Origin of the sequence: Acidovorax benzenivorans (assembly GCF_028680575.1) — a bacterium.
GTDB classification, from domain to species: domain Bacteria; phylum Pseudomonadota; class Gammaproteobacteria; order Burkholderiales; family Burkholderiaceae_C; genus Acidovorax; species Acidovorax benzenivorans.
This window is the reverse complement of the sequence record NZ_JAPCKI010000005.1, coordinates 31,912-55,173: the sequence shown is the minus strand read 5'-3', so window position 1 is coordinate 55,173 and position 23,262 is coordinate 31,912. Positions and strand designations below refer to the sequence as shown.

Sequence of the window (23,262 nt, the reverse complement as noted above, 5' to 3'; positions counted from 1 at the left end):
CCTTGGGGGAATGGTGCACACACCGCATTCTTTGAACAATCGCGCGGCCTCCACATGGACCCCTGAAGACCGCGCATGCCCCCTCACACCGACCACTCACTCCGCCTCCGCCTGGCTGCCTTGCTGGCGCTGGCGGCCACGCTGACCTCCCCCGCCGCCACAGCGGCCCCCCTCACCTTTCCCGGCTGCGGCGCTACGCTGCAGGCCTGCGTGAACGCAGCCGCCAACGGCGACACGGTGGAGCTGGCCACCGACAGCTGGATCAACGAGGCGGTCACCGTCACCAAGAGCCTCACCGTACAGGCGGCGGCAGGCAGGCGCCCCGGCGTGCGCTCGCTGGTGGCCGTGGCCAGCGTGGCCGACATGCGCGTGGAGTTCGCCGGCCTGCACGGCGACACCTTGCTGGCTGGCATCCTGGCGCCCGGCGGCGCCAGCCTGGACTTCACGGCCACGCGCAACCAGTTGGAAACCGGCGCCAACGCTGCCATCGAAGCACGCCACAGCACCCAACCCGGTACCTATGGCACGCTGACCGCGCACATCACCGACAACGCCATCATCCACCGCCGCAACGGCAGCGGGTGCAGCGCCCCGATGAGGGTGCTTGCGTCCTACCCCGGCCTCATCTCCACCACCATTGCCCGCAACCGGATCACGGCAGTGAACCTGACGGAGTGCGCGCTGATCGAGCTGTACGCCACCACCGGCCCGTTCCAGGTGCTGGCCCAGCACAACACCCTTCGCGGCACCGGAGGCTTCAACAACGGCATCTCCCTGCGCAGCCAGGGCGGCGCGGTGACGGCAGCCCTTCTCAACAACGTCATCAGCGGCCAGAAAAATTTTGCAGGTGGTCCCGCTGCCATCACGCTGTACGCCGAGGCCGACAACGCCCACATTGATGCCCAGGTGCTACACAACACCATTGCGGGCAACGAGGTCGGCCTGAACGCAGGCGCCCGCACGGACCTGGGCGCGCGCCTGACGGGTCGGCTAGCCAACAACATCTTCGCCCACCACACCCGCCATGCCTTCTGGCTGGACAACGACCAAGTGCCCGGTTTCCTGGACAGCCACAACCTGGTCTTCGACGCGCCGCCGCTGCCGCCCTCAGGCGGCCCCCGCCCCTACGGGCCGGGAACGCGCACCGGCGACCCTCAATTCGGCGATCCCGAGCCAGGCGATTTTTCCCTGCTACCGGGCTCCGACGCCATCGACTACGGCAGCGACACACTGGCCGATGCCCGCGTCGCGCAAGACCTGCTGGGCCAGCCGCGCCGGGTGCGCACCGTGGACATGGGGGCCTATGAATTCCAAGGCACGCCACTGCCCCAGGTTCGCATCACCAACGCATCCGCAGTCGAAGGCCCGGCGGGCGGCACCCCGCAGTTGCGCTTCACCGTCACCCTCTCGGCCACGCCCACCGCGCCCGTCAGTCTGCGCTGGCGCACCGCAGACGGCACCGCCAACGCGCCCGCCGACTACGCCAGCGGCCTGGGCACGCTCACCTGGCCGGCGGGCGACAACAGCGCACGCACCATCAGCATCAGCGTGCAAGGCGACGACGACCCCGAGCCCGGCGAGACCCTGCACTTGCTACTCGAAAACCTCACCGGCGCCACCGCAGCCACGGCACAGGCCATAGGCACCATCGTCAGTGACGACGGCGCGCCCGGCCCAGCCGACGGCGCGCACTCCGTGCCCGCGCTCGGCCCGGAAGGCCTGGCCGCCTGCGGCGCGCTGCTGGGGGCCTGTGGTGCAATAGCCGCACGGCGCAGGCGCAAAGGCCAGCAAGGGGCCTGACGCCATGCCCGTGCGCCAACGGCTTTGGCAAGAGCTGGACATGCTGTGCCGCCTGGGGGTCGGGCTGGCGCCCATCGCGCCCGACGTATGCGCACTGCTGCGCGCGCTCGTCGGCGCCGATGCGGCAGCGCTGTTCTGGATGGACGGCAATGGCCAGTCCGCGGGCTTTCACCATGAAAACTCGCCCACCAGCGTCAGGAATCTATTCCTCAACGAACCCCACCTCTTCACGGGCGCTGGCGAGACCAACATCTCAGCCCTCGCCCAGCCAGACGGTCCGCGCACAGGCCGACTGCTGGCGCCAGGGGCCCAGTACTTTCGCTCCAACAGCTACAACCTGCTGGTGCGCGCCAATGGCCACCACCACACCCTGGACCTCCGCGTGGAAGCGCTGGGCCGCACGCGTGCGGTGGTGGGGCTATTTCGCCCGCCCGGCCCCGGCTTCAGCGACGCGCAGGCCGCCCTGCTGGAACGCGCGGGAGCCAGCCTGGCGCGCGCCTTCCTGCCCGGTGCGGCCGCACCGGGCAGCACGGCGGCCCAAGCCACCGGCCACGTGCTGCTGGATGCGGACGGCCAGCGCCCCGCACTGGCCGATGCCACAGCACTGCAGTTGCTGCAGAACGCCCACCTGCCGGGCCTGGGCCTGTACGGAGCATCCACCGCCGATCTACCCGCAGACCTGCTGCACCGCTTGCGCCTGCAGCCCGACGGGCAGCGGCACATTCCCGTGCCGGACGGCGTGCTGCACGCCCAAGCACATCCACTGCACCCGGTGGCGGGCGGGGCGCTGCAATGGCTTGTCACGCTGCAACTGCAGCGCCTGCCGCAAATCGAGGTGGTCCGCCGCGTGCTGCAGTTGCCGCTGACGCCACTGCAGCGCGAGATCGCCGTCACCGCTGGCCTGGGCCATGCACGCACCGACTGCTCCGCCCTCATCGGCATTGGCAATGCCCTGCTGAAAAAGCAGCTGCGCACCATCCTGGAAGTGGCCGGTGCGAGCGACTGGGAGGACCTGGCCGCCCACCTGCAAGGAAAAAATACAACCCATTCGATGCATAGCGCTTATACACAAAGCGAAAGCAGCTATTAAATAGATAGCAAACAAACGTTCTCCATATCCCTTGGGGGAATGGCGCAGCCCGGGTCAAGACCCAAAAATCCAGGCACTTTGCAACCTGAAGAACCCCTGACGATGAAACGATGGATGCTGGCCGCGCATGCGGCCCTGGCCCTGGCCTTTGGATCTGGCGCACATGCGGATGTGACGTACTACTTCACATCACCGCTCTACCAAACCGTCACCAACTACACCCCGCCCTGCAGCACGGGCACCTGCACCAACCTGCAAACAGGGGCTGGCATCAACGGCTGGTTCCGCACGGCCTCGCCGCTGCCCCCCAACCACCTTCTGAGCGACGACATCACCCCGCTGGTCACGAGCTGGTCGTTCAGCAACGGCTCGATCGGCATGTCAAGCCAGCCCGCGCGCGCCGACATCCGGGTCCACGGCTTCAAGGCCGCCACCGATGCGCAGGGCAACATCGTCCAGTCGATCATCACGGTCAGCCGCTGGGCGGACGGTGCAGCCGGCCCACACGCCACCGACGCCCTGGTGGACACCATCAGCGCCAACACCCACGGCAGCGGCAGCACCATGCTCAACGCCCTGTGCAAGGGAACGGCCACCGTCGGCGGCGTGGGCGATACCTGCATCCTGTTCGGCACCCACGCCAACATCACCTCGCAAGCCACCTACCCTGCTGGCGGCACCTGGACGCTGGACGCGCCGCGTCCCGCTTTCAGCGCAGCAGCCCTCAGCGCCACGGAAGGCTTCGCGGGCACCAAGGTGCTGGTGTTCACCGTCACACCCGACAAACCCTCGGCCACCGTGCCCATGAGCCTGGACTGGCGCACCGTGGCCGGCACAGCCAGCGCTGGCAGCGACTACACAGCGGGCAACGGCACACTGACCTGGCCCCCCGGCAACCGGGACCCGCAGCGCATCGAAATCACCCTCCACGGCGACACCACGCCCGAGGCGGACGAGAGCTTCTCCATCGAGTTGTCTCACTTCATCGGCATGGCGCCTGGCGCAACCAGCCTGGCCACGGGCACCATCCTCAACGACGACGCGCCTGCGCCCACACCCACCGTCACCCTCGGCAACGCCACCCTCACAGAAGGCCACGCGGGTACGTCGTTGATGACATTCACAGCGGCCCTCTCATCCACCCCCACCGCCGTCGTCACCATGCAGTGGGGCACCGCCAACGGCACGGCCGCCGCCGGCAGCGACTACACCGCAGCCACAGGCATGCTGCAATGGGACGCGGGTGACGACCTGGCTAAAACGTTCACCGTCACCATCCACGGCGACACCGCCTCCGAGGCGGACGAGACCTTCACCGTGGCGCTGTCCAACTTGGCGGGCGCCACCGCAGGCGCCTCCACCACAGGCACGGGCACCATCACCAACGACGACGGCACACCGCCACCCGCCCCCGGCGGTGTACAGCCGGTGCCCACCTTGTCGGAATGGGCGTTGATCACCCTGTCTGCAGCCCTCGCGCTTGCCGCCGCCCTGCTGCGCAGGCGGCCGGACTGACGGCCTTTTACCCATCTCCCAGAAGTCCCCTGCGAGATCGTCAACAGGTTCTGATGGGCAGGCCCGTTCCCGGCCGCAGTCCCAACCCGCATTTTTTTTGGAGAACTCGATGTTTCGTCATTTCATCTGCGCCTTGGTCCTGGGGGCCGCAAGCACAAGCCTCTGTGCAGCCCCTGCCGCCCCTGCGGAGCGATTCAGGCTCACGCCCGCGCTGCTGGACCGCATGGAGGCCGTGCAGGCGGCATCACAGGCCATCGCGCACGACAGCGAAGACCAGGATGTGGATGCGCAATCCGTGGAGGAGCTTGCGCGCGAGCTGGAGGCCGACCCACGCATCCGGTCGCTGCTGGCACAGCACAAGATCACCAGCACCGACTACGCGGCTGCGGTGTTCGCCGCAGTCCACGCGGGCACCTTTCTGGCCATGGAATCTGCCGCACACAAGAAAGACCGGGCCGCCGCTCTCGCGTCCTTCACACCAGAGCAGCGCGCCAACATCGAGGTGCTGCGCAGCCGCAAGAAGTAGCACACCGGCGAACCGAGGGAACGGTAGCGCGGGTCAGTTCCGCGCCAGCACGGGCGCGAGGGCCTTGCCGGTGTGCGTGCCCGCCGCCACTACGTCCTCGGGCGTGGCGGCGGCCACGATGCGGCCCCCTGCGCCACCGCCCTCGGGCCCCAAGTCCAGGATCCAATCGGCCTCGGCGATCACATCCAGGTCGTGCTCGATCACGATCACGCTGTGGCCACCGTCCACCAGGCGGTGCAGCACGCGGATGAGCTTGTCCACGTCGGCCATGTGCAGGCCCACGGTGGGCTCGTCCAGCACATATAGCGTGTGCGGCACCTTCTGCCCCCGGCGGCCCACCTCGTCACGCACCTTGGTCAGCTCGGTCACCAACTTGATGCGCTGCGCTTCACCGCCAGACAGCGTGGGCGACGGCTGGCCCAGCGTGAGGTAGCCCAGGCCCACGTCCTGCAAGAGCTGCAGCGGGTGCGCAATGCTAGGCATGGTGGCGAAGAAGCCCACGGCCTCGTCCACCTCCATCTGCAACACGTCACCAATGCTCTTGCCGCGCCAGGTCACGGCCAGCGTTTCGGGGTTGAAGCGCGCGCCGTGGCAGGTCTCGCAGGGCACCTTCACATCGGGCAAGAAGCTCATCTCGATGGTGCGCACGCCCGCGCCTTCGCAACTGGGGCAGCGGCCTTCGCCAGTGTTGAAGCTAAAGCGCCCGGCTGCGTAGCCGCGCGCCTTGGCCTCCAACGTTTCGGCAAACAGCTTGCGGATGGTGTCCCAGAAGCCGATGTAAGTGGCAGGGCAGGAACGTGGCGTTTTGCCGATGGGCGTCTGGTCCACTTCGAGCACGCGGTCGATGCTCTCGAAGCCCGACAGGCCTGTGCACCCGACCAGCGGCGGCGCCTTGCCCGCGTCCATGGCATCACGCCCGGCCTTGGTACTGCGCTGTTGCACCCAGGCCTGCACGTTGGCCAGCAGCACATCGCGCGCCAGGGTGGACTTGCCCGAGCCACTCACGCCCGTCACCGCCACCAGGCGGTGCAGCGGCACGGTGGCCGTCACGTTCTGCAGGTTGTGCAGTTGCGCGCCGTGCACCGTGAGCCAGCGCATGGCGGCACGTTCCTTGGCCTCGGTCAGCGCATCGGCCGCCAGCGCTGCGGCCTGGGCGGCGCGCTTCTTGACGGCGGCGCTTTGCCGACCGGTGGGTGCTGCGGCTTCGGCCCGGGCAAAGGCGGCCGTCGCTTCGGCACTGACCTCGCTGGCCGACATGCTGCGGCGCAGTTGCAGCGGATGCTTCATGGCGTGCAGCAGGTAGCGGCCGGTTTGCGAATCTTCGGCGCCGGTGATGTCGGCCACGCTGCCCTGCGCCACCAGGCGCCCGCCGCGTTTGCCCGCGCTGGGGCCGATGTCGATGATGTGGTCGGCGCGGCGGATGGTGTCTTCGTCGTGCTCCACCACCACCAGCGTGTTGCCCTTATCACCCAGCTTGTGCAGGGCGTTGAGCAAAATCTGGTTGTCGCGCGCATGCAGGCCGATGGTGGGCTCATCCAGCACATAGCACACGCCCTGCAGGTTGCTGCCCAGCTGCGCGGCCAGGCGGATGCGCTGGGCCTCGCCACCGCTGAGCGTGGGCGCGCCCCGGTCGAGCGTGAGGTAGCCCAGGCCCACTTCTTCCAAAAATTCAAGGCGGCTCTGAATCTCGGGCACCAAGTCACGGGCGATGTCGGCCTCGCGCTGGGTCATGCCACCTTCAATGCGCAGGGTCTCGACCCAGCGGCGCACATCCGTGACCGACAGCGCGGCGATATCGGTAATGCCCACGCCCGCAAACTTCACAGCCCGGGCCGTGGCGTTGAGGCGCGTGCCGCTGCAGGTGGGGCAGGCGGTGTCGGCCAGGTCTTCCACCTCGGGCTCGGCAAAGGTTTGCTCGCGGCCTTTTTCCTTGTCGTCCTGCACTGAGTCGTCAAACACCTTGCGCTGGTCTTTGGTGAGCTTGACGCCCGTGCCCACGCAGTCGGGGCACCAGCCGTGTTTGCTGTTGTAGCTAAAGAGGCGCGGATCCAGTTCGGCGTAACTCGTGGCGCACACGGGGCAGGCGCGCTTGGTGGAGAAGGCCTGCAGATGGCCGATGCCAGCCGTGGCCGCGCCGCTTTGCATGGCTGCCGCCAGCGTGCTGATGCTGCTCAGCACATGCACCACGCCTTTGCCGTGCGTGAGCGCGTCAGCCAGCGCGGTACGCAGCGCGGCCTCGTTCTCGGGCGACACATCCAGGCTGGCCACGGGCAGCTCGATGGTGTGTTCCTTGAAGCGGTCGATGCGCGGGAAATTGGTGGTGGGCAAAAAGTTTCCGTCCACGCGCAGGTGCGTGTAGCCACGCGGGCGGGCCCAGTCGGCCAACTCGGTGTACACGCCCTTACGGTTCATCACCAGCGGCGCAAGCAGCCCGATGTGCTGGCCACGGAACTGCGTGAGCAGCTGGGCGGCAATGCTCTCGGGTGTTTGCGGCTGCACGGCGGCGCCGTCTTTGGTGCAATGCTGCGTGCCGAGCTTGACGTACAACAGACGCAAAAAGTGCCACACCTCGGTGGTCGTGCCCACGGTGGACTTGCGCCCGCCGCGCGACAGGCGCTGCTCGATGGCCACGGTGGGTGGGATGCCGTACACCGCATCCACCTCGGGCCGCCCGGCCGGTTGCACGATGGAACGCGCATAGGCGTTGAGCGATTCGAGGTAGCGGCGCTGGCCCTCGTTGAACAGGATATCGAACGCCAGCGTGGACTTGCCCGAGCCGCTCACGCCCGTCACCACATTGAACTTGCCGCGCGGGATGTCCACGCTCAGGTTCTTGAGGTTGTGCTCCTTGGCGTTGACGATTTCAATGGCATTTTTGGCCGCTGGCGCTTTATCCATAAGCGCAAGGCGCTCTGATTTTCGTAGCATCGCAGCTTTTTCGTGCACAGAGTGGCCGCCCACGCCCAGCGCCAGTTCGTAGTCGCGCAGCGCCTGCCCGGTGTGCGAGGTGGCGTGGGCCCGCACGTCCTCGGGCGTACCCTCGGCCACGATGAGCCCGCCTGCGTAGCCGCCCTCGGGGCCCAGGTCGATGAGCCAGTCGCTGGCGCGAATCACATCGAGGTTGTGCTCGATGACGATGAGCGAGTGCCCCGCATCGATGAGCTTGCGCAGCGCGCGCATGAGCTTGGCGATGTCGTCAAAGTGCAGGCCGGTGGTGGGCTCGTCGAACAAAAACAGCGTGCCTTTGCGGGCTACCGACTGGCGCGATTTGCTTTGTGCGCGTGCAGCCTCGGCCAGAAAGCCTGCGAGCTTGAGGCGCTGCGCCTCGCCGCCGCTGAGCGTGGGCACGGGCTGGCCCAGCGCCACGTATTCGAGCCCCACGTCCACGATGGGCTGCAGTGCGCGGATCACATCGCGGTCATTGGCAAACAGGTCTGCTGCCTCGGCCACCGTGAGGGCGAGCACGTCGGCCACATTGAGCGAGCAGCCACCGCGTTCGATGGTGATCTCCAGAATCTCGGGCCGGTAGCGCTTGCCATCGCAGTCGGGGCAGCGCAGGTACACGTCCGACAGGAACTGCATCTCCACATGCTCAAAGCCTGAGCCGCCGCAGGTCGGGCAACGCCCGTCGCCACTGTTGAAGCTGAACTTGCTGGCGGTGTAGCTGCGCTGTTTGGACAGCGGCGCCACGGCGTACAGCTCGCGGATGCTGTCCCACGCACCCACGTAGCTCACGGGGTTGGAGCGGGCGGTTTTTCCGATAGGGGATTGATCGACAAACACGACATCCGACAGATGGTCGACGCCCAGCATGCGGTCGTGCACGCCCGGCGTGTCGGTGGCCTTGCCAAAGTGGCGCAGCAGCGCGGGGGCCAAAACGTCCTGGATCAGGCTCGACTTGCCCGAGCCACTGACGCCGGTCACGGTGACCAGGCGCTGCAGCGGGAACTCGACCGACACGTTCTGCAGGTTGTGCTCACGCGCGCCTTCGAGGATGAGGCGCGGCGTGGATTCGGTGACCATGCGCTTGAAGCCAAAACCCACGTGCTTGCGCCCGCCCAGGTAGGCGCCGGTCAGCGTGTCGGCGTTGCGCAAATCCGCCGTGGTGCCGTCAAAAACGATCTGCCCGCCCAGGCGTCCGGGGCCGGGGCCCATGTCGATCATGCGGTCGGCCGCGAGCATCACGGCCGGGTCGTGCTCCACCACCACCAGGGTGTTGCCCGCATCGCGCAGGCGCAGCATGGCCTCGGTGATGCGGTGCATGTCGCGCGGGTGCAGACCGATGCTGGGCTCGTCGAGCACAAACAGGGTGTTGACGAGGCTGGTGCCCAGGGCGGTGGTGAGGTTGATGCGCTGCACCTCGCCGCCACTCAGCGTGCGGCTTTGCCGGTCGAGCGTGAGGTAGCCAATGCCCACGTCGCACAGGTATTTGAGGCGCGTGGTGATTTCTTCGTGCAACAGCTTGAGCGCCTGAGCGTCACCGCCCTTGGCGTCGTCACCCACCGGCAGTTGCATGCGCGCGAAGAACTGGCGCAGGCGGTCGATGGGCAGCAGCATCAGGTCGTGCAGACACAGGCCGGGCAGCGCTTCGAGTTGCTCACGCGACCACTGCACCCCCTCGGGCAGGAAACGTTTGCCGGGCTCCAGCACCGCGTCGGCGTCTTCCTTGCGGCCAATGCGCCAGAGCAGGCTTTCGGTCTTGAGCCGCGCACCCGCGCAGGTGGGGCATGGCGTGTAGCTGCGGTACTTGGACAAGAGCACGCGGATGTGCATCTTGTAGGCCTTGCTTTCCAGGTACTCGAAGAAGCGCTTGATGCCGTACCACTGCTTGCTCCACTGCCCGTCCTTGTAGCCGGGTGCACCACCGATCACCCATTTCTTCTGGTCGTCGGTGAGCTTGTTCCAGGGCGTGTCGCGCGGGATGCCCGCCGTCTCGGCGTGGCGCATGAGGTCGTCCTGCGCCTCCTTCCACGCGGGGGTCTGGATGGTCTTGATGGCACCCGCGCGCAGCGTGAGCTTGTCGTTGGGGATAACCAGGCCGTAGTCGACGCCGATCACGCGGCCAAAGCCCCGACAGCTATCGCACGCGCCCACGGCGGAGTTGAACGAGAAGGCGGACGGAATGGGGTCGCTGTAGCGCAGGTCGCTGTCGGGGCAGTGCAGGCCGGTGGAGAAGCGCCAGAGTTCGGCTTCACCTTCGTCAACGAGACGATAGACATTCAGCCGCCCCGTTCCGCGCTTCAGGGCCACCTCAATGGCCTCGATCACGCGCACCTTCTCGGCATTGCCCAAGCGGAAGCGGTCGGCCACCACATCCAGCACCTTGCGCGGGCCGGTGGGCGTGGCCACTTCGCGCTCGGCCTGCACCTTGGTGAAGCCGCTGGCGGACAGCCATTGTTCGACCTGCTCAGCGCTGGTGTTCGCAGGCAACTCCACGGGGAATGTCAGGACGATGCGCGGATCTCCAGCGGCAGCACTGCGCTGCTGCAACTCGGCGTAGATGGTCTCGGGCGAGTCATGCCGCACCGGCTGCGCCGTCTGCTTGTCGAACAACTGGCCTGCGCGCGCAAACAACAGCTTCAGGTGGTCGTTCAGCTCCGTCATCGTGCCGACGGTGGACCGGCTGGAGCGCACGGGGTTGGTCTGGTCGATGGCAATGGCGGGGGGCACACCCTCGACCTTGTCCACGGCGGGCTTGTCCATGCGGTCGAGAAACTGGCGCGCGTAGGCGCTGAAAGTTTCCACATAGCGGCGCTGGCCTTCGGCATAGAGCGTGTCGAACACCAGGCTCGATTTACCCGAGCCGCTGGGCCCCGTGACCACCGTGAGTTCGCCGGTGCGGATGTCCAGATCCAGGTTCTTGAGGTTGTGCTGGCGTGCGCCGCGGATACGGATCAGTCCCTGGGTCATGGAAGCAGTCTTTCGGGTGTGAGGCGGGACATTCTAGGGACGCACCTGGCGTTTGCGCCTGCGCGCGCCGATTACCCCCGGGGCGCGCTGCGGTGCTTTTGACCGTGAACAAAGCAAGGGCAATGGGTCAGTTGCAGGGAAAAAGCCGATGTTCTGGCCCAAAACATCGGTTTAGACTGCGGCCTCCACATACAACAAGAGGAGACCGCCATGACAAAACAATGGCAACTGCGAGCGGCTGGCGTTGTCCTGGCGCTTGCTGCCAGTGCGGCCTGCCATGCACAGGTCCTGATCGGCCAGACGGCAGGTTTCAGCGGTCAGGTGGCCGCCGGGGTGAAGGAGACCACGGACGGAGCGCTGCTGTACATCGACGCCGTCAATGCCAAGGGCGGTGTCAATGGCCAGAAGATCGAACTGATCTCCCTGGATGACAAGTTCGACCCCAAGCTGGCGGCGGAGAACGCACGCACGCTGATCGAAGACAAGAACGTCTCGGCCCTGTTCCTCAACCGGGGCACGCCCCACACCGAGGCCATCCTGCCGCTGCTGGACAAACATGGCGTGGCGCTGGTGGCGCCCTCCACCGGGGCCATGGTGCTGCACCAGCCGGTGCGCAAATACGTGTTCAATGTGCGAGCCACCTACCAGCGCGAGGCCGAAAAGGCGATCACCCACCTGGCCTCCATGGGCATCACCCGCGTGGCGCTGGTGTATGCAGACGACAGTTTCGGCGCCGACGGCATCCAGGGCGCGCAGAAGGGGCTGGCGGCCACCAAATTGACAGCCGTGGTGACCGAAAAATTCAACCGTGCCAAGCCCGATTTCGCCCCCATCGCAGCCAAGGTGGCCAAGGCCGATACGCAAGCAGTGCTGATGGTGGCCTCGGGATCAGCGGTAGTGGATGCCGCTAGCGCATTCCGCACGGCGGGCTCGGCAGCACAGATCGTGACGCTGTCCAACAACGCATCCAGCGGCTTCATCAAGAGCCTGGGGGCCAATGCGCGGGGCGTGATCGTCACCCAGGTGTTCCCCAACGAACGCGCCGTGACCTACCCGATGGTGAAAGAAGCCCAGGAACTGGCCAAGGCCAAGGGGCTCACCGAAATCAGCCCCGCCATGCTGGAAGGGTTTGCCGCCGCCAAGGTGCTGGTGGAAGGGCTCAAGCGCGCAGGCCCCAAGCCGACCCGCGAGAAGATCCATGCCGCACTGGAGAGCATCAAGAAGCTGGATCTGGGCGGGCTGGAAGTGAATTTCAGTCCCGAGGACCACAGCGGGCTGGATTTTGCCGACCTGTCCATCATCGGCACGGACGGGCGCTTCAAACGCTGAGGATGCTGCGCCAGGCACTCCTGGCGACACCACAAAAAAGGCCCTGCCAGCAATTGCTGGCAGGGCCTTTGTCTTTGTTATACCGGGCAGCGAGCTTATTGCGCGCTGGCAGCCGATGCGGGGGCAGCGGCTGGCGCGGGCGCGGTGGCAGCCGCAGGTGCTGCTGCGCTGGCGGGTGCCTCGGGGGTATGCACGGCATCGGCACCGTGCTTTTCACCGCCCATGTCGGCCTTGTCACCCGCCGTGATGATCACGTACATCGACACGGCAGCAAACAAGACGAAGCCAACAACAATCTTCCACATATCAATATCTCCTGGGATGGGTTTGTTCAATCAAGGGGCCTGGCCAGGGATGCTGTGCACGATTCGTCGCGCCGTATGCATCTGCGGGCTCGGGCGGTCTGCCGCGTTGCAAAACCTCGCAATAGCTACGGCTATTACTGCGTTTTGCGCCTTGCAGCCCATCCCGATCCGCAGCGCACACTTACCGCTCGAATCATGCACAGCATCCCCAGGGTTGTGGGTTGTACTGGTGCGCGGCACAAGCCCCTTGATGGAACACAGGGCCCGACCCTTGCGGGGCGGGCCCTGTACACCGGTCAGTAACGATCAGTCGTTGGCGTAGATGTCCACGTCCTTGGTTTCCTTGATGAACAGGCCACCGATCACCACCGTGGCACCGGCAATGATGATGGGGTACCACAGGCCGTTGTACATGTTGCCGGTCTGGGCCACGATGGCAAATGCCGTGGTGGGCAGCAGGCCGCCGAACCAGCCGTTACCGATGTGGTACGGCAGGGACATGGACGTGTAGCGGATGCGGGTGGGGAACATTTCCACCAGCATGGCGGCGATGGGGCCGTACACCATGGTCACCAGCAGCACCAGGTAGGTCAGGATGATGGTGACCATCACCTTGTCGATGCGGGCAGGGTCTGCCTTGGTGGGGTAGCCCGCTGCCTTCAGCGCATCGGCCACAGCCTTCTTGAACTCGCCATCCTTCTTTTTGGCTTCGTCAGCGGGCAAGCCCTTGCTGGTGTACGAGGCGATGACGGTTTCACCGATCTTGATGGCGGCGGGGGTACCAGCGGCGCCCACGGCGTTCTCGTAGCTCACCGAAGCGCCAGCCAGCACCTGCTTGGCGATGTCGCACGAGCTGGTGAACTTGGAAGTGCCGGTGGGGTTGAACTGGAACGAGCATTCCTTGGGGTCTGCCGTCACGATCACCTGGTTCTTGGCCTGGGCTTCAGCCAGGGCGGGGTTGGCCGCCTTGGTCAGTGCACCGAACACGGGGAAGTACGTCAACGCGGCCAGCAGGCAGCCTGCCAGGATGATGGGCTTGCGGCCGATCTTGTCTGACAGAGCGCCGAACACGATGAAGAACGGCGTGCCAATCAGCAGCGACACGGCCACAAAGATGTTGGCGGTAGCGCCATCGACCTTCAGGGCTTGTGTCAGGAAGAACAGCGCATAGAACTGGCCCGAGTACCACACCACGGCCTGGCCGGCGGTCAGGCCCACCAGCGCCAGGATCACGATCTTCAGGTTCTTCCACTGGCCGAAGGACTCGGTCAGCGGGGCCTTGGAGGTCTTGCCCTCAGCCTTCATCTTCTGGAAGGCAGGCGATTCATTCATCGACAGGCGGATCCAGACCGAGACGGCCAAGAGCAGGATCGACACGATGAACGGAACACGCCAGCCCCAGTCGGCAAAGGCTTCTTCGCCCAGCGCGGTGCGGGTGCCCAGAATCACCATCAGCGACAGGAACAGGCCCAGCGTGGCGGTGGTCTGGATCCAGGCGGTATAGGCGCCACGCTTGCCATGCGGAGCATGCTCGGCCACATAGGTGGCTGCGCCGCCGTATTCACCGCCCAGTGCCAGGCCTTGCAGCAAACGCAGGGCAATCAGGATGACGGGAGCGGCCACACCAATGGAGGCATAGGCCGGCAAGATGCCCACGATGAACGTGGACAGGCCCATGATCAGGATGGTCACCAGGAACGTGTACTTGCGGCCGATCATGTCGCCCAGGCGGCCGAAGAAGATGGCGCCGAAGGGACGAACAATGAAGCCCGCCGCAAACGCCAGCAGCGCGAAGATGAAGGCCGAGCCGGCATCCAGACCGCTGAAGAACTGCTTGGCGATGATGGCTGCGAGCGAGCCGTACAGGTAAAAGTCGTACCACTCGAAAACGGTGCCGAGCGACGAGGCGAAGATGACCTTCCTCTCCTCGGGCGACATCGGCCGCGGTGCGGGATGAACAGTTGCCATGGTGTGTGTCTCCTATTGGTGTTACAGACCGCACTGCGGCGGGCTGTACGCATTCTTGGAGATGGCACTGACCACCCTCTGACACGAAACCAACAAGAGCTTTCACCAAACTGACCGCTCTCTGACAACTTAAGGTGAAACCCGCAACACCCCTTTCAGCATCCGGAAATTGCTCAAGGCTTGCCGGGTAAACCCGATGGGAGCTGGCTGACAGCATCCCAGGCCGGGCCGTCGAACCAGGCATCGCCGTCCAAGTAGGCACGCAGCATGGGCAGGCCATCGAGCCCCCAGAACAACTTGCCATCCACCCCGAACGCAGGCACACCAAACACACCGGCAGCTTGCGCGGCTTCCGTGTTGGCGCGCAGCAAAGCCTTGGGGCCGTCGCTGTTCACGTCCTGCCCGGGGCGCGCCTGCTCCGCCAATGCCTCGGCCAGCGCAGCCAGGCGCGTGGGGTCCAGCGCGTCGCCGCCGCCCTGCCACACATGGCGCAGCACCGTGCCCGCCACGTAGCGGTTGATGCTGCCGTCGTCGCTGCAGGCCAGGGCCTGACGCAGCAGGGGCAGCGGGTTGAACGGGTGGCGCGCAGGCATCTGCAGCGGCGTGCCTTGCGCATGGCCCAGCCAGGTCACGTGGCGGTAGGTCCAGTCGCGCTTGGGGGCAATGCCCGCAGGGCCGGGGTTACCGTGCTGCTGCAGCAAGGCGCCCAGCAGCACGGGCTGGTAGGCCACGCTGTAGCTCAGCCCCTCCAGCACCTCGGGCAGGCGCTCAAACGCCAGCCAGGCGTAGGGCGAAACAAAGTCCAGGTAGAACGTGATGCGCTTCATGTCTCGGCCTCCTGCAGGTTCGGCAGGTCCTGCACGCCCTGCGTGGGCAGCGCAATGCCCGCGCGTTGCAACAGCTGCGCCCAGATGGCACGCCGCTGCGGGGCGTCGGCACGTGACCAGGCGCGGATTTCATCCAGCGTGCGAAAGCAGCCTTCGCAGTGGCTGCGGTCGGGCGTCATGCGGCACACCGAAATGCAGGGCGAGGGCACAGGCTCCGTACTTTTGGGGTCAAATTGGCCGGTAGCGCTAGTCTCTATTGCCCGAGCAGCTAGCAAATCAATAGCATTCATGCGGCAGCCTGGGGCGCAGAAGCATCGGCGGCAGGCACTTGCACCACGTCCACCACAGGTGCGCCCGTCAGGCGCTGCAGGTCGCTGGGGTGCAGGGGGAACACGCCGTGTGGGTGGCCTGCTGCGGCCCACACCACCTCAAAGCGCAGCAGGTCCTGGTCGATGAGCGTGACCGGCGGCGTGGCATGCGCCACGGGCGACACGCCACCAATCGAAAAACCGGTGCGCGACTTCACAAATTCGGCATCAGCCCGGCCGATCTTGCCGCCCACATGGGCTTCCACCTTTTTTTCGTCCACGCGGCGGTCGCCCGATGTGACCACCAGCACCGCCACATCGTCGCTCTTGCGCCGGAAGATGATGCTCTTGGCCACCTGCCCCACCAGGATGCCCAGCGCATCGGCGGCCTGCTGCGCGGTGCGCGCGGCATCGTCCAGCATCTGCGGCAGGTGCGGATGGCCGCGCCGCTGCAGCTCGGCAGCCACACGCTGTACGCCCTCGGGCAGGTTCTTCAGTTCAGCTCCACACATGCGCGTTGGTCTCCAGCGGGTCCACGGGGGACATGTTTCGGTCGGGTCTCCCTCCATTTTGCCGCGCGTTGGGGCCACCGCCGTGCGGGGGCTGGCATGCCCCTGCACGGCGCTCCGGCACCCAGGCCAAATCAGGCCACTTTACAAACAGGAAATGTGCACGCCCCACAATGCGCCGAGCCCTCCCAACCCCACCGCTCCCACACCCATGAACGATGCCGTGTTGTCCCTGCTGCGCCCGAGCCTGCCCGCGCCCTCCCCTTCCGACACAGCCCCAGGCCGCGCCGCCTTCGGGGCACAACCGTACCGGGGAGCATTGCTGGGACTGCTGCTGATCGCCGGCGCCCTGACGGGCTGCAGCAAACCGAGCGAAGCGCCCGCGCCAGCCAAGGCCGCCCCCGAAGTGGGCGTGGTCACGCTCAAGCAGCAAAGCCAGCAACTCGAAGCCACCCTGCCCGGCCGCACCCGCGCCTCGCTCACGGCCGAGGTGCGGCCCCAGGTGTCGGGCATCCTGCAAAAGCGCCTGTTCACAGAGGGCGCACTGGTGCGCCAGGGCCAGCCGCTGTACCAGATCGACGACGCCTCGCTGCGGGCCACCGAGGCCAGTGCGCAAGCGGCGCTCGCCAAGGCAGAGGCCACCGCGCGCACCCAGGAAGCCACGGCCAAGCGCAATGCCGAACTGGTGAAGATCGACGCCATCAGTCGGCAGGCCTTTGAAGAAAGCCAAGCCGCCGCCGCCCAGACACGGTCCGACGTGGCCGTGGCGCAGGCCAACCTGACTACGGCACGCATCAACCTCAAGTACAGCCGCATCGAGGCCCCGATCAGCGGGCGCATCAGCCTGTCCAACGTCACCCCGGGGGCACTGGTCACGGCCAACCAGGCCGATGCGCTGACCTCCATCGTCCAGCTCGACCCGATGTACGTGGACTTCACCCAGTCCACGACCGAGCTGATGCAGTTGCAGCGGGACTGGGACGCAGGCCGCTTCCAGAAGGTCGAGGGCGACAAGATCCCGGTGCGCATCCGCCTGGACGACGGCACCGAGTACCCGCAGCGCGGCCAGCTGCAGTTTGCGGGCGTGATCGTCAACGCCACCACCGGCACCGTCACGCTGCGCGCCGTGGTGCCCAACCCCAAGGGCACGCTGATGCCCGGCATGTACGTGCAGGCACTGCTGCCCACCGGCCTGGCGCCAGAGGCCCTGCTGGTGCCCCAGCAGGCCGTGACACGCGACCTCACCGGCAAGCCCAGCGTGCTGGTGGTCAAAGACGGCGATGTGGTGGAAAAGCGCCCGATCAGCATCGACCGTGCGGTGGGCAACCAGTGGCTGCTGCAGGGCGGGCTGGCGGCGGGCGAACGTGTGGTGACCGAAGGGTTCCAGCGCGTCAAACCCGGCGACAAGGTGCGCGCGGTGGAAGTGGACCCCAAAGCCCCCGCCAAGGGCCGCAAGGGAGCAGCAGGCGCCGACGCGCCGCCCTCTGCTGGGGCTGCGCCCGCTTCGTCCCCCGCCCCAGCGGCCTCCCGCTGAGCACGAGGGACGCAGCACATGGCTCAGTTCTTCATCAACCGGCCCATCTTTGCCTGGGTCATCGCCATCATCATCATGCTGGGCGGTGCGCTGTCCATCGTCACGCTGCCGCTGGAGCAATACCCCGACATCGCTCCGCCGCGCGTGACCATCGGCTCGCAATACACCGGCGCCTCGGCAGAGACGGTGGAGAACTCGGTCACGCAGATCATCGAGCAGCAGCTCAAGGGCATCGACAACATGCTCTACATGAGCTCGACCTCGGATGCCTCGGGCCGCTCGCGTACCACGCTCACCTTCGCGCCCGGCACCAACATCGACGTGGCGCAGGTGCAGGTGCAAAACAAGCTGCAGGCCGCCACCAACCGACTGCCCGATGCCGTCAAGAGCCGGGGCGTGTTCGTGAACAAGGGCGGGCAGGACTTTCTGGTCACCTACAGCTTCTTCGCCAAAGACCCGTCGATGAGCGCCGTGGATATCGGCGACTTTCTGACCAGCAGCCTGGTGGACGTGATCGGCCGCATCGATGGCGTCGGTGACGTCACGGTGTTCGGCACCAACTACGCCATGCGCATCTGGATGGACCCGGCCAAGATGGAGAAGTACGCGCTGATGCCGTCGGACCTGGTCAATGCGCTCAATGCCCAGAACGCCCAGGTGTCTGCGGGCCAGCTGGGCGCCCTGCCCGCAGTGGCCGACCAGCAGCTCAACGCCACCATCACCGCCCGCACCAAGCTCAAGACGGTGGAGCAGTTCAAGGCCATCGTGCTCAAGTCGGCGCTCGACGGGTCGGTGGTCACCATCAAGGACGTGGCCCGCGTGGAGCTGGGCGCAGAGAACCTGACCGTGAAGGCCAAGCTCAACGGCATGCCCGGTGCAGGCATGGGCATTGTGCTGGCCGACGGCGCCAACGCCATGCAGGTGGCCGACGCCATTGCCGCCAAGCTGGCCGAGCTCAAGCCCTACTTCCCCAACCAGATCGACTACTTCGTGAGCTCGGACTCCACGCCCTTCGTGCGCGCTTCGATCAAGGAAGTGGTCAGCGCACTGGGCGAGGCCATGCTCCTGGTGGTGGTCGTGATGTTCGTGTTTTTGCAGAACTTCCGCGCCACCCTGATCCCCGCCATCGCGGTGCCGGTGGTGCTGCTGGGCACCTTTGGCGTGCTGTCGCTGGCGGGTTACTCGATCAACACACTGACCATGTTTGCCATGGTGCTGGCCATCGGCCTGCTGGTGGACGATGCGATCGTGGTGGTCGAAAACGTCGAGCGGGTGATGCACGAGACCGGACAATCGGCCAAGGAGGCTACCCGCCAGTCCATGCGCGAGATCACGCCCGCCCTGGTGGGCATCGGGGTCACGCTGTCGGCGGTGTTTGTGCCCATGGCGTTCTTTGGCGGCTCCACCGGCGTGATCTACCGGCAGTTCTCCATCACCATCGTCGCGGCCATGGCCTTGTCGGTATTTGTGGCGCTGACCCTCACCCCGGCGCTGTGCGCCACGCTGCTCAAGCCCGCAGCCGGATCGGCCGGGCATGACCGGCCGATCCGGCGCGGCCTGCTGGGCCTGAACGACCGGTTCTTCCGCTGGTTCAACCACCACTTCGACGCTACTTCGGCACGCTACCAGGGCACGGTGGCCTACACACTGCGCCGCACCAAGCGCATGGTGCTGATCTTTCTGGCGGTGTGTGGCGTGGTGTGGCTGCTCATGGCGCGCCTGCCCACATCGTTCCTGCCCGACGAGGACCAGGGCTTCCTGTATGTGAACGTGAACCTGCCCTCGGGCGCCGCCGACGCGCGGCTGCAGAGCGTGCTGGACCAGGTACGCGACTACTTCTCTGAGCAGCCCGATGTGCTGAGCTTCTACCAGGTCTCGGGCATCAACGGCGACCAGGCTTCGGCGCGCGGCTTTGTGCGCCTGAAGCCCTGGGGAGACCGCCCCCTGGCCAACCAGGCGGCCGCGCAGATCGCCCACAAGGCCACGCGCGACCTGGCATCCATCCGCGATGCGCGGGTGCTGGTTGTCATGCCCCCTGCGGTGCGGGGCCTGGGCTCCAGCTCGGGCTTCAACTTTGTGGTCAAGGACATGAACGGCCTGGGCCACCAAGCGCTGCTGGCGGCCACCAACACCTTCCTGACCGAAGCACGCAAACGGCCCGAGTTGACCAACCTGCGCATGACCAACCTGGAGGACGCCAGCGAGTTGCGCCTGGAGATCGACGACCGCAAGGCGGCCGCGCTCGGGCTCTCCTACAGCGACATCAACAGCGTGCTGTCCAGCGCCATTGGCGGCACCTACGTGAACGACTTTCTGAACAACGAGCGGGTCAAGCGCGTGTACGTCCAGGGCGACGCCCCTGCGCGCATGCTGCCGCAGGATGTGGCCCGCTGGAGTGTGCGCAACAGCAAGGGCGAGATGGTGCCGTTCGGCGCGTTCTCGACCAGCTACTGGGCCTACGGCTCGCCCCAGCTGATGCGCTACAACGGCAACCCGGCGTATGAACTGGAAGGCCGCGCAGCACCGGGCGTGAGCTCCGGCGCGGCCATGAAGATCGTGGAAGACATCCTGCGCACGCTGCCCCCAGGCATTGGCTACGAATGGACGGGCGCCTCGCTGCAGGAACGCCAGTCCGGTGCCCAGGCCCCCATGCTGTATGCGATCTCGATCCTGTTCGTGTTCTTGTGCCTCGCGGCCCTGTACGAAAGCTGGACCGTGCCGCTGTCGGTGATCCTCGCCGTGCCGCTGGGTGTGGTGGGCGCTCTGGCGGCCACCTACACGCGGGGCCTGACCAACGATGTGTACTTTCAGGTGGGGCTGCTGACCACGGTGGGTCTGGCGTCGAAAAACGCGATCCTGATCGTCGAGTTTGCGGTGCAGCTGCAGGAGCAGGGCAAGAACCTGTTCGACGCCATCGTCGCCGCCGTGCGCCTGCGGCTACGGCCCATCCTGATGACCTCCCTCGCGTTCGGCTTCGGGGTGATCCCGCTGGCCATCGGCACCGGCGCGGGCGCAGGGGGGCGGGTGGCCATTGGCACCGCCGTGCTGGGCGGCATGCTGGCCTCCACGGTGCTGGGCATCTTCCTGGTGCCGGTGTTCTTCCTGCTCATCCGCCGCTGGTTCAAGAGCCGATCACGCAGCGAGGACGACGCGGCGCCAACCCCTGCCACCGACACACCACACCCCACTCAGGAGCGCGCAGCATGAAGCGCCCACCCTTGCCGCAGGGCCACCAGCGCCGGTCCTCTGCCATCGCCGTAGCCCTGGCAACCGCCGCGCTGCTCGCGGGCTGCAACCTGGCCCCCACGCACCAGACACCCGCCCTGCCGGTGCCTGACACCGTCGGCACGACCAGCGGACAGCCCACCCTGGCCAGCGACGCCAGCCGGCAGGCGGCAGCGGCGCTGGGCTGGGTCCAGACACAGTCGCTGCGCGATGTCATTGCCCTCGCGCTGTCGAACAACCGCGACCTGCGCGTGGCCGTCGAGGCCATCGAACGGGCCCGCGCCCAGTACGGCATCACCCGCGCCGACCTGTTGCCCAGCGTCACGGCGCAGGCGCAAGCCAGCCGCGCGCGCACCGCCGCTGGCATGAGCAGCGCCACAGCCCCTGCGCAGGTGGCCACGCAGTACACGGCCCAACTGGGGTTTGCCAGTTACGAGATCGACTTCTGGGGCCGCGTGCGCAACCTCAACGAGGCTGCGCTGCAGCAGTTTCTGCAGAGTCAGCAGAACCAGCGCAACATCCAGACGGGCCTGATTGCCGATGTGGCCAACGCCTGGCTCACGCTGGCCGCCGATGAAGCCCGGCTGCAACTGGCGCGCGACACCCTGGCCAGCCGCGAAAAGGCCTATGCGCTGACCGAACGCATCCACGCCATCGGCTCCACCTCGGGCCTGGTGCTGGCCCAGGCGCAGACCACGGTGGACTCTGCGCGCGGCGATGTGGCGACCTATCAGGCACAGGTAGAGCGCGACCGCAACTCCTTGCAATTGCTGGTGGGAGGCCCGGTGCCCGCCGCCCTCTGGCCCAACGCCAGCACGCTGCGCGCAGAGGCACAGGCCCCTGCGGCCCTGCAAGCCGTGCCCGTGCCGCTGGCATCCAACGTATTGCTTTCTAGGCCCGATGTGCATGCCGCCGAAAACGCCCTGCGCGCCACCGAGGCGAACATCGGCGCAGCCCGTGCTGCCTTGTTCCCCACCATCAGCCTCACAGCCAACCTGGGTACCGGCAGCCGCGAGCTGGACGGTTTGTTTGGCGCGGGCAGCGGCACCTGGAGCTTTGTGCCGCTGGTCAGGCTGCCCATCTTCGACGCCGGCCGCAATCGCGCCAATGTGCAGGTGGCCGAGGCCAACCAGCGCATCGCGGTAGCCCAGTACGAAAAGGCCGTGCAGACCGCGTTCCGCGAGACCGCCGATGTGCTGGCCGACCGCGCGCAATGGGACGAACGCATCGCTGCACAGACGCGCCTGGTGGCCTCCACCCAGAAAGCGTTTGACCTGTCGGAAGCGCGCTTCAAGGCGGGGGTGGACAACTACCTCACAGTGCTGGATGCGCAACGCAGCCTCTACGCGGCCCAGCAAACCCTGATCGGCCTGCGCCTGGCCGAGCAGGTCAACCGCGTAACACTCTGGAAGGTGCTGGGCGGCACCCCGGACGCTGGTTGACAGCACCCGAGGGTAGGTGCTGCGAGGGCTAGGGCCGCAGGTCAGCCAGCGCGCTTGGTCAGCAGGGCATTGGCCGCACGCGAGTGGGGCTTGCGGTCCAGAAAGCCGCTGATGTAGGCCCCGGCATCGATGAGCAGGTCCAGGTCGATGCCGGTTTCGACGCCCATGCCGTGCAGCATGTAGACCACGTCTTCGGTGGCCACGTTGCCGGTGGCGCCCTTGGCATAGGGGCAGCCGCCCAGCCCGGCCACGGACGACTGGTAGTTCCACACACCCAGCTCCAGCGCCGCCAGCGTGTTGGACAGCGCCTGGCCATAGGTGTCATGGAAGTGGCCCGACACATCGTCGATGCCAAAGTGCTGCAGCGTCGCCTCCAGCGCCTTCTGCACCTTGCGCGGCGTGCCCACGCCAATGGTGTCGGCCACATCCACGCGCTGCACACCAATGCCCTTGAGCAGGCCCGCCAGGTACGCCACGCGCTCGGGGGCAATATCGCCTTCGTACGGACAGCCCACGGTGCAGCTCATGGCGCCGCGCACGCGGATGCCAGCGGCCAGCGCGGCCTCCACCACGGGGGCAAAACGCTCGATGCTCTCGGCAATGCTGCAGTTGATGTTGCGCTGGCTGAAGGCCTCGCTGGCCGAGCCGAAGACGACAATCTCGTCGGGCTGGTCCAGCACCGCCGCATCAAAGCCCTTGAGGTTGGGCGTGAGCACCGAATACGCTACGCCGCTTTGGCGCGTGATGCCGCTCATCACCTCGTGGTTGTCGGCCATCTGCGGCACCCACTTGGGCGATACGTAGCTGGTGACCTCGATCTCTTTGAGGCCCGCCTGCTGCAGGCGGTGCACCAGCTCGATCTTCACGGCGGCGGGCACCGGCGTCTTTTCGTTCTGCAGGCCGTCGCGGGGGCCAACGTCGATGAGCCGTACACGGGAAGGGATGGAGGAGGTCATGGGGAATCCTGAGAAGAA

The 23,262-nt window shown here is 66.5% G+C and carries 15 protein-coding genes; 8 read left to right on the top strand and 7 right to left on the bottom strand.

Annotated features, from left to right (window positions below; translation table 11 throughout):
- Positions 1-75: 75 nt before the first annotated feature.
- From OIN59_RS10515 to OIN59_RS10500, 4 genes are all read left to right on the top strand, one after another.
- A complete protein-coding gene (locus OIN59_RS10515) occupies positions 76-1,800 on the top strand; it encodes a Calx-beta domain-containing protein (RefSeq protein ID WP_274109999.1) in 1,725 nt (574 codons plus the stop codon).
- Positions 1,801-1,804: 4 nt separating this feature from the next.
- Positions 1,805-2,890 (top strand): hypothetical protein, encoded by a 1,086-nt coding sequence (locus tag OIN59_RS10510; RefSeq protein ID WP_274109997.1) that lies wholly within the window; start codon positions 1,805-1,807, stop codon positions 2,888-2,890.
- A 102-nt stretch (positions 2,891-2,992) separates the two neighbouring features.
- The gene (locus tag OIN59_RS10505; protein WP_274109995.1) at positions 2,993-4,405 is read left to right on the top strand and encodes an IPTL-CTERM sorting domain-containing protein; all 1,413 of its coding nucleotides are present in this window, start codon (positions 2,993-2,995) and stop codon (positions 4,403-4,405) included.
- Positions 4,406-4,514: 109 nt separating this feature from the next.
- Entirely contained in the window at positions 4,515-4,931 is a 417-nt protein-coding gene (locus OIN59_RS10500) for a hypothetical protein (protein ID WP_274109993.1), read from the top strand.
- 33 nt (positions 4,932-4,964) lie between these two features.
- On the opposite strand, the gene uvrA is transcribed toward OIN59_RS10500, so the two are convergent.
- Positions 4,965-10,841 (bottom strand): excinuclease ABC subunit UvrA, encoded by a 5,877-nt coding sequence (uvrA, locus tag OIN59_RS10495; protein ID WP_274109991.1) that lies wholly within the window; start codon positions 10,839-10,841, stop codon positions 4,965-4,967.
- Between the two features lie 210 nt (positions 10,842-11,051).
- Here uvrA and OIN59_RS10490 point away from each other — a divergent pair, with 210 nt between their 5' ends.
- Complete coding sequence (locus OIN59_RS10490) at positions 11,052-12,170, top strand: ABC transporter substrate-binding protein (RefSeq protein ID WP_274109989.1); 1,119 nt, start codon at positions 11,052-11,054, stop codon at positions 12,168-12,170.
- Between the two features lie 95 nt (positions 12,171-12,265).
- Here the strand turns inward: OIN59_RS10490 and OIN59_RS10485 are convergent, their stop codons facing one another.
- From OIN59_RS10485 to OIN59_RS10465, 5 genes are all read right to left on the bottom strand, one after another.
- Positions 12,266-12,475: a hypothetical protein gene (locus OIN59_RS10485; RefSeq protein ID WP_274109987.1), complete on the bottom strand. Its 210-nt coding sequence runs from the start codon at positions 12,473-12,475 to the stop codon at positions 12,266-12,268.
- Between the two features lie 306 nt (positions 12,476-12,781).
- A complete protein-coding gene (locus OIN59_RS10480) occupies positions 12,782-14,443 on the bottom strand; it encodes an MFS transporter (RefSeq protein ID WP_274109985.1) in 1,662 nt (553 codons plus the stop codon).
- Between the two features lie 173 nt (positions 14,444-14,616).
- Positions 14,617-15,270, bottom strand: coding sequence for a 2-hydroxychromene-2-carboxylate isomerase (locus OIN59_RS10475; protein ID WP_274109983.1), 654 nt, complete (start codon positions 15,268-15,270; stop codon positions 14,617-14,619).
- Positions 15,267-15,560, bottom strand: coding sequence for a DUF1289 domain-containing protein (locus OIN59_RS10470; protein ID WP_274109981.1), 294 nt, complete (start codon positions 15,558-15,560; stop codon positions 15,267-15,269). The genes OIN59_RS10475 and OIN59_RS10470 overlap by 4 nt, the downstream gene beginning before the upstream one ends.
- Entirely contained in the window at positions 15,557-16,090 is a 534-nt protein-coding gene (locus OIN59_RS10465) for a YbaK/EbsC family protein (protein ID WP_274109979.1), read from the bottom strand. The genes OIN59_RS10470 and OIN59_RS10465 overlap by 4 nt, the downstream gene beginning before the upstream one ends.
- A 208-nt stretch (positions 16,091-16,298) precedes the next feature.
- Between OIN59_RS10465 and OIN59_RS10460 the strand changes: the two genes are divergently transcribed.
- The 3 genes from OIN59_RS10460 to OIN59_RS10450 are packed head-to-tail and all read left to right on the top strand — an operon-like array spanning position 16,299 to position 22,288.
- A complete protein-coding gene (locus tag OIN59_RS10460) occupies positions 16,299-17,621 on the top strand; it encodes an efflux RND transporter periplasmic adaptor subunit (protein WP_274109977.1) in 1,323 nt (440 codons plus the stop codon).
- Between the two features lie 18 nt (positions 17,622-17,639).
- Entirely contained in the window at positions 17,640-20,828 is a 3,189-nt protein-coding gene (locus tag OIN59_RS10455; protein ID WP_274109975.1) for an efflux RND transporter permease subunit, read from the top strand.
- The gene (locus tag OIN59_RS10450; RefSeq protein ID WP_274109973.1) at positions 20,825-22,288 is read left to right on the top strand and encodes an efflux transporter outer membrane subunit; all 1,464 of its coding nucleotides are present in this window, start codon (positions 20,825-20,827) and stop codon (positions 22,286-22,288) included. Before OIN59_RS10455 ends, OIN59_RS10450 begins: the two co-directional genes overlap by 4 nt.
- A gap of 41 nt (positions 22,289-22,329) precedes the next feature.
- Here OIN59_RS10450 and OIN59_RS10445 read toward each other — a convergent pair whose 3' ends face one another.
- Positions 22,330-23,244 carry a hydroxymethylglutaryl-CoA lyase gene (locus tag OIN59_RS10445; protein WP_274109971.1) on the bottom strand — a complete coding sequence of 305 codons (915 nt, stop codon included), beginning with the start codon at positions 23,242-23,244 and terminating at the stop codon, positions 22,330-22,332.
- Positions 23,245-23,262 lie beyond the last annotated feature (18 nt).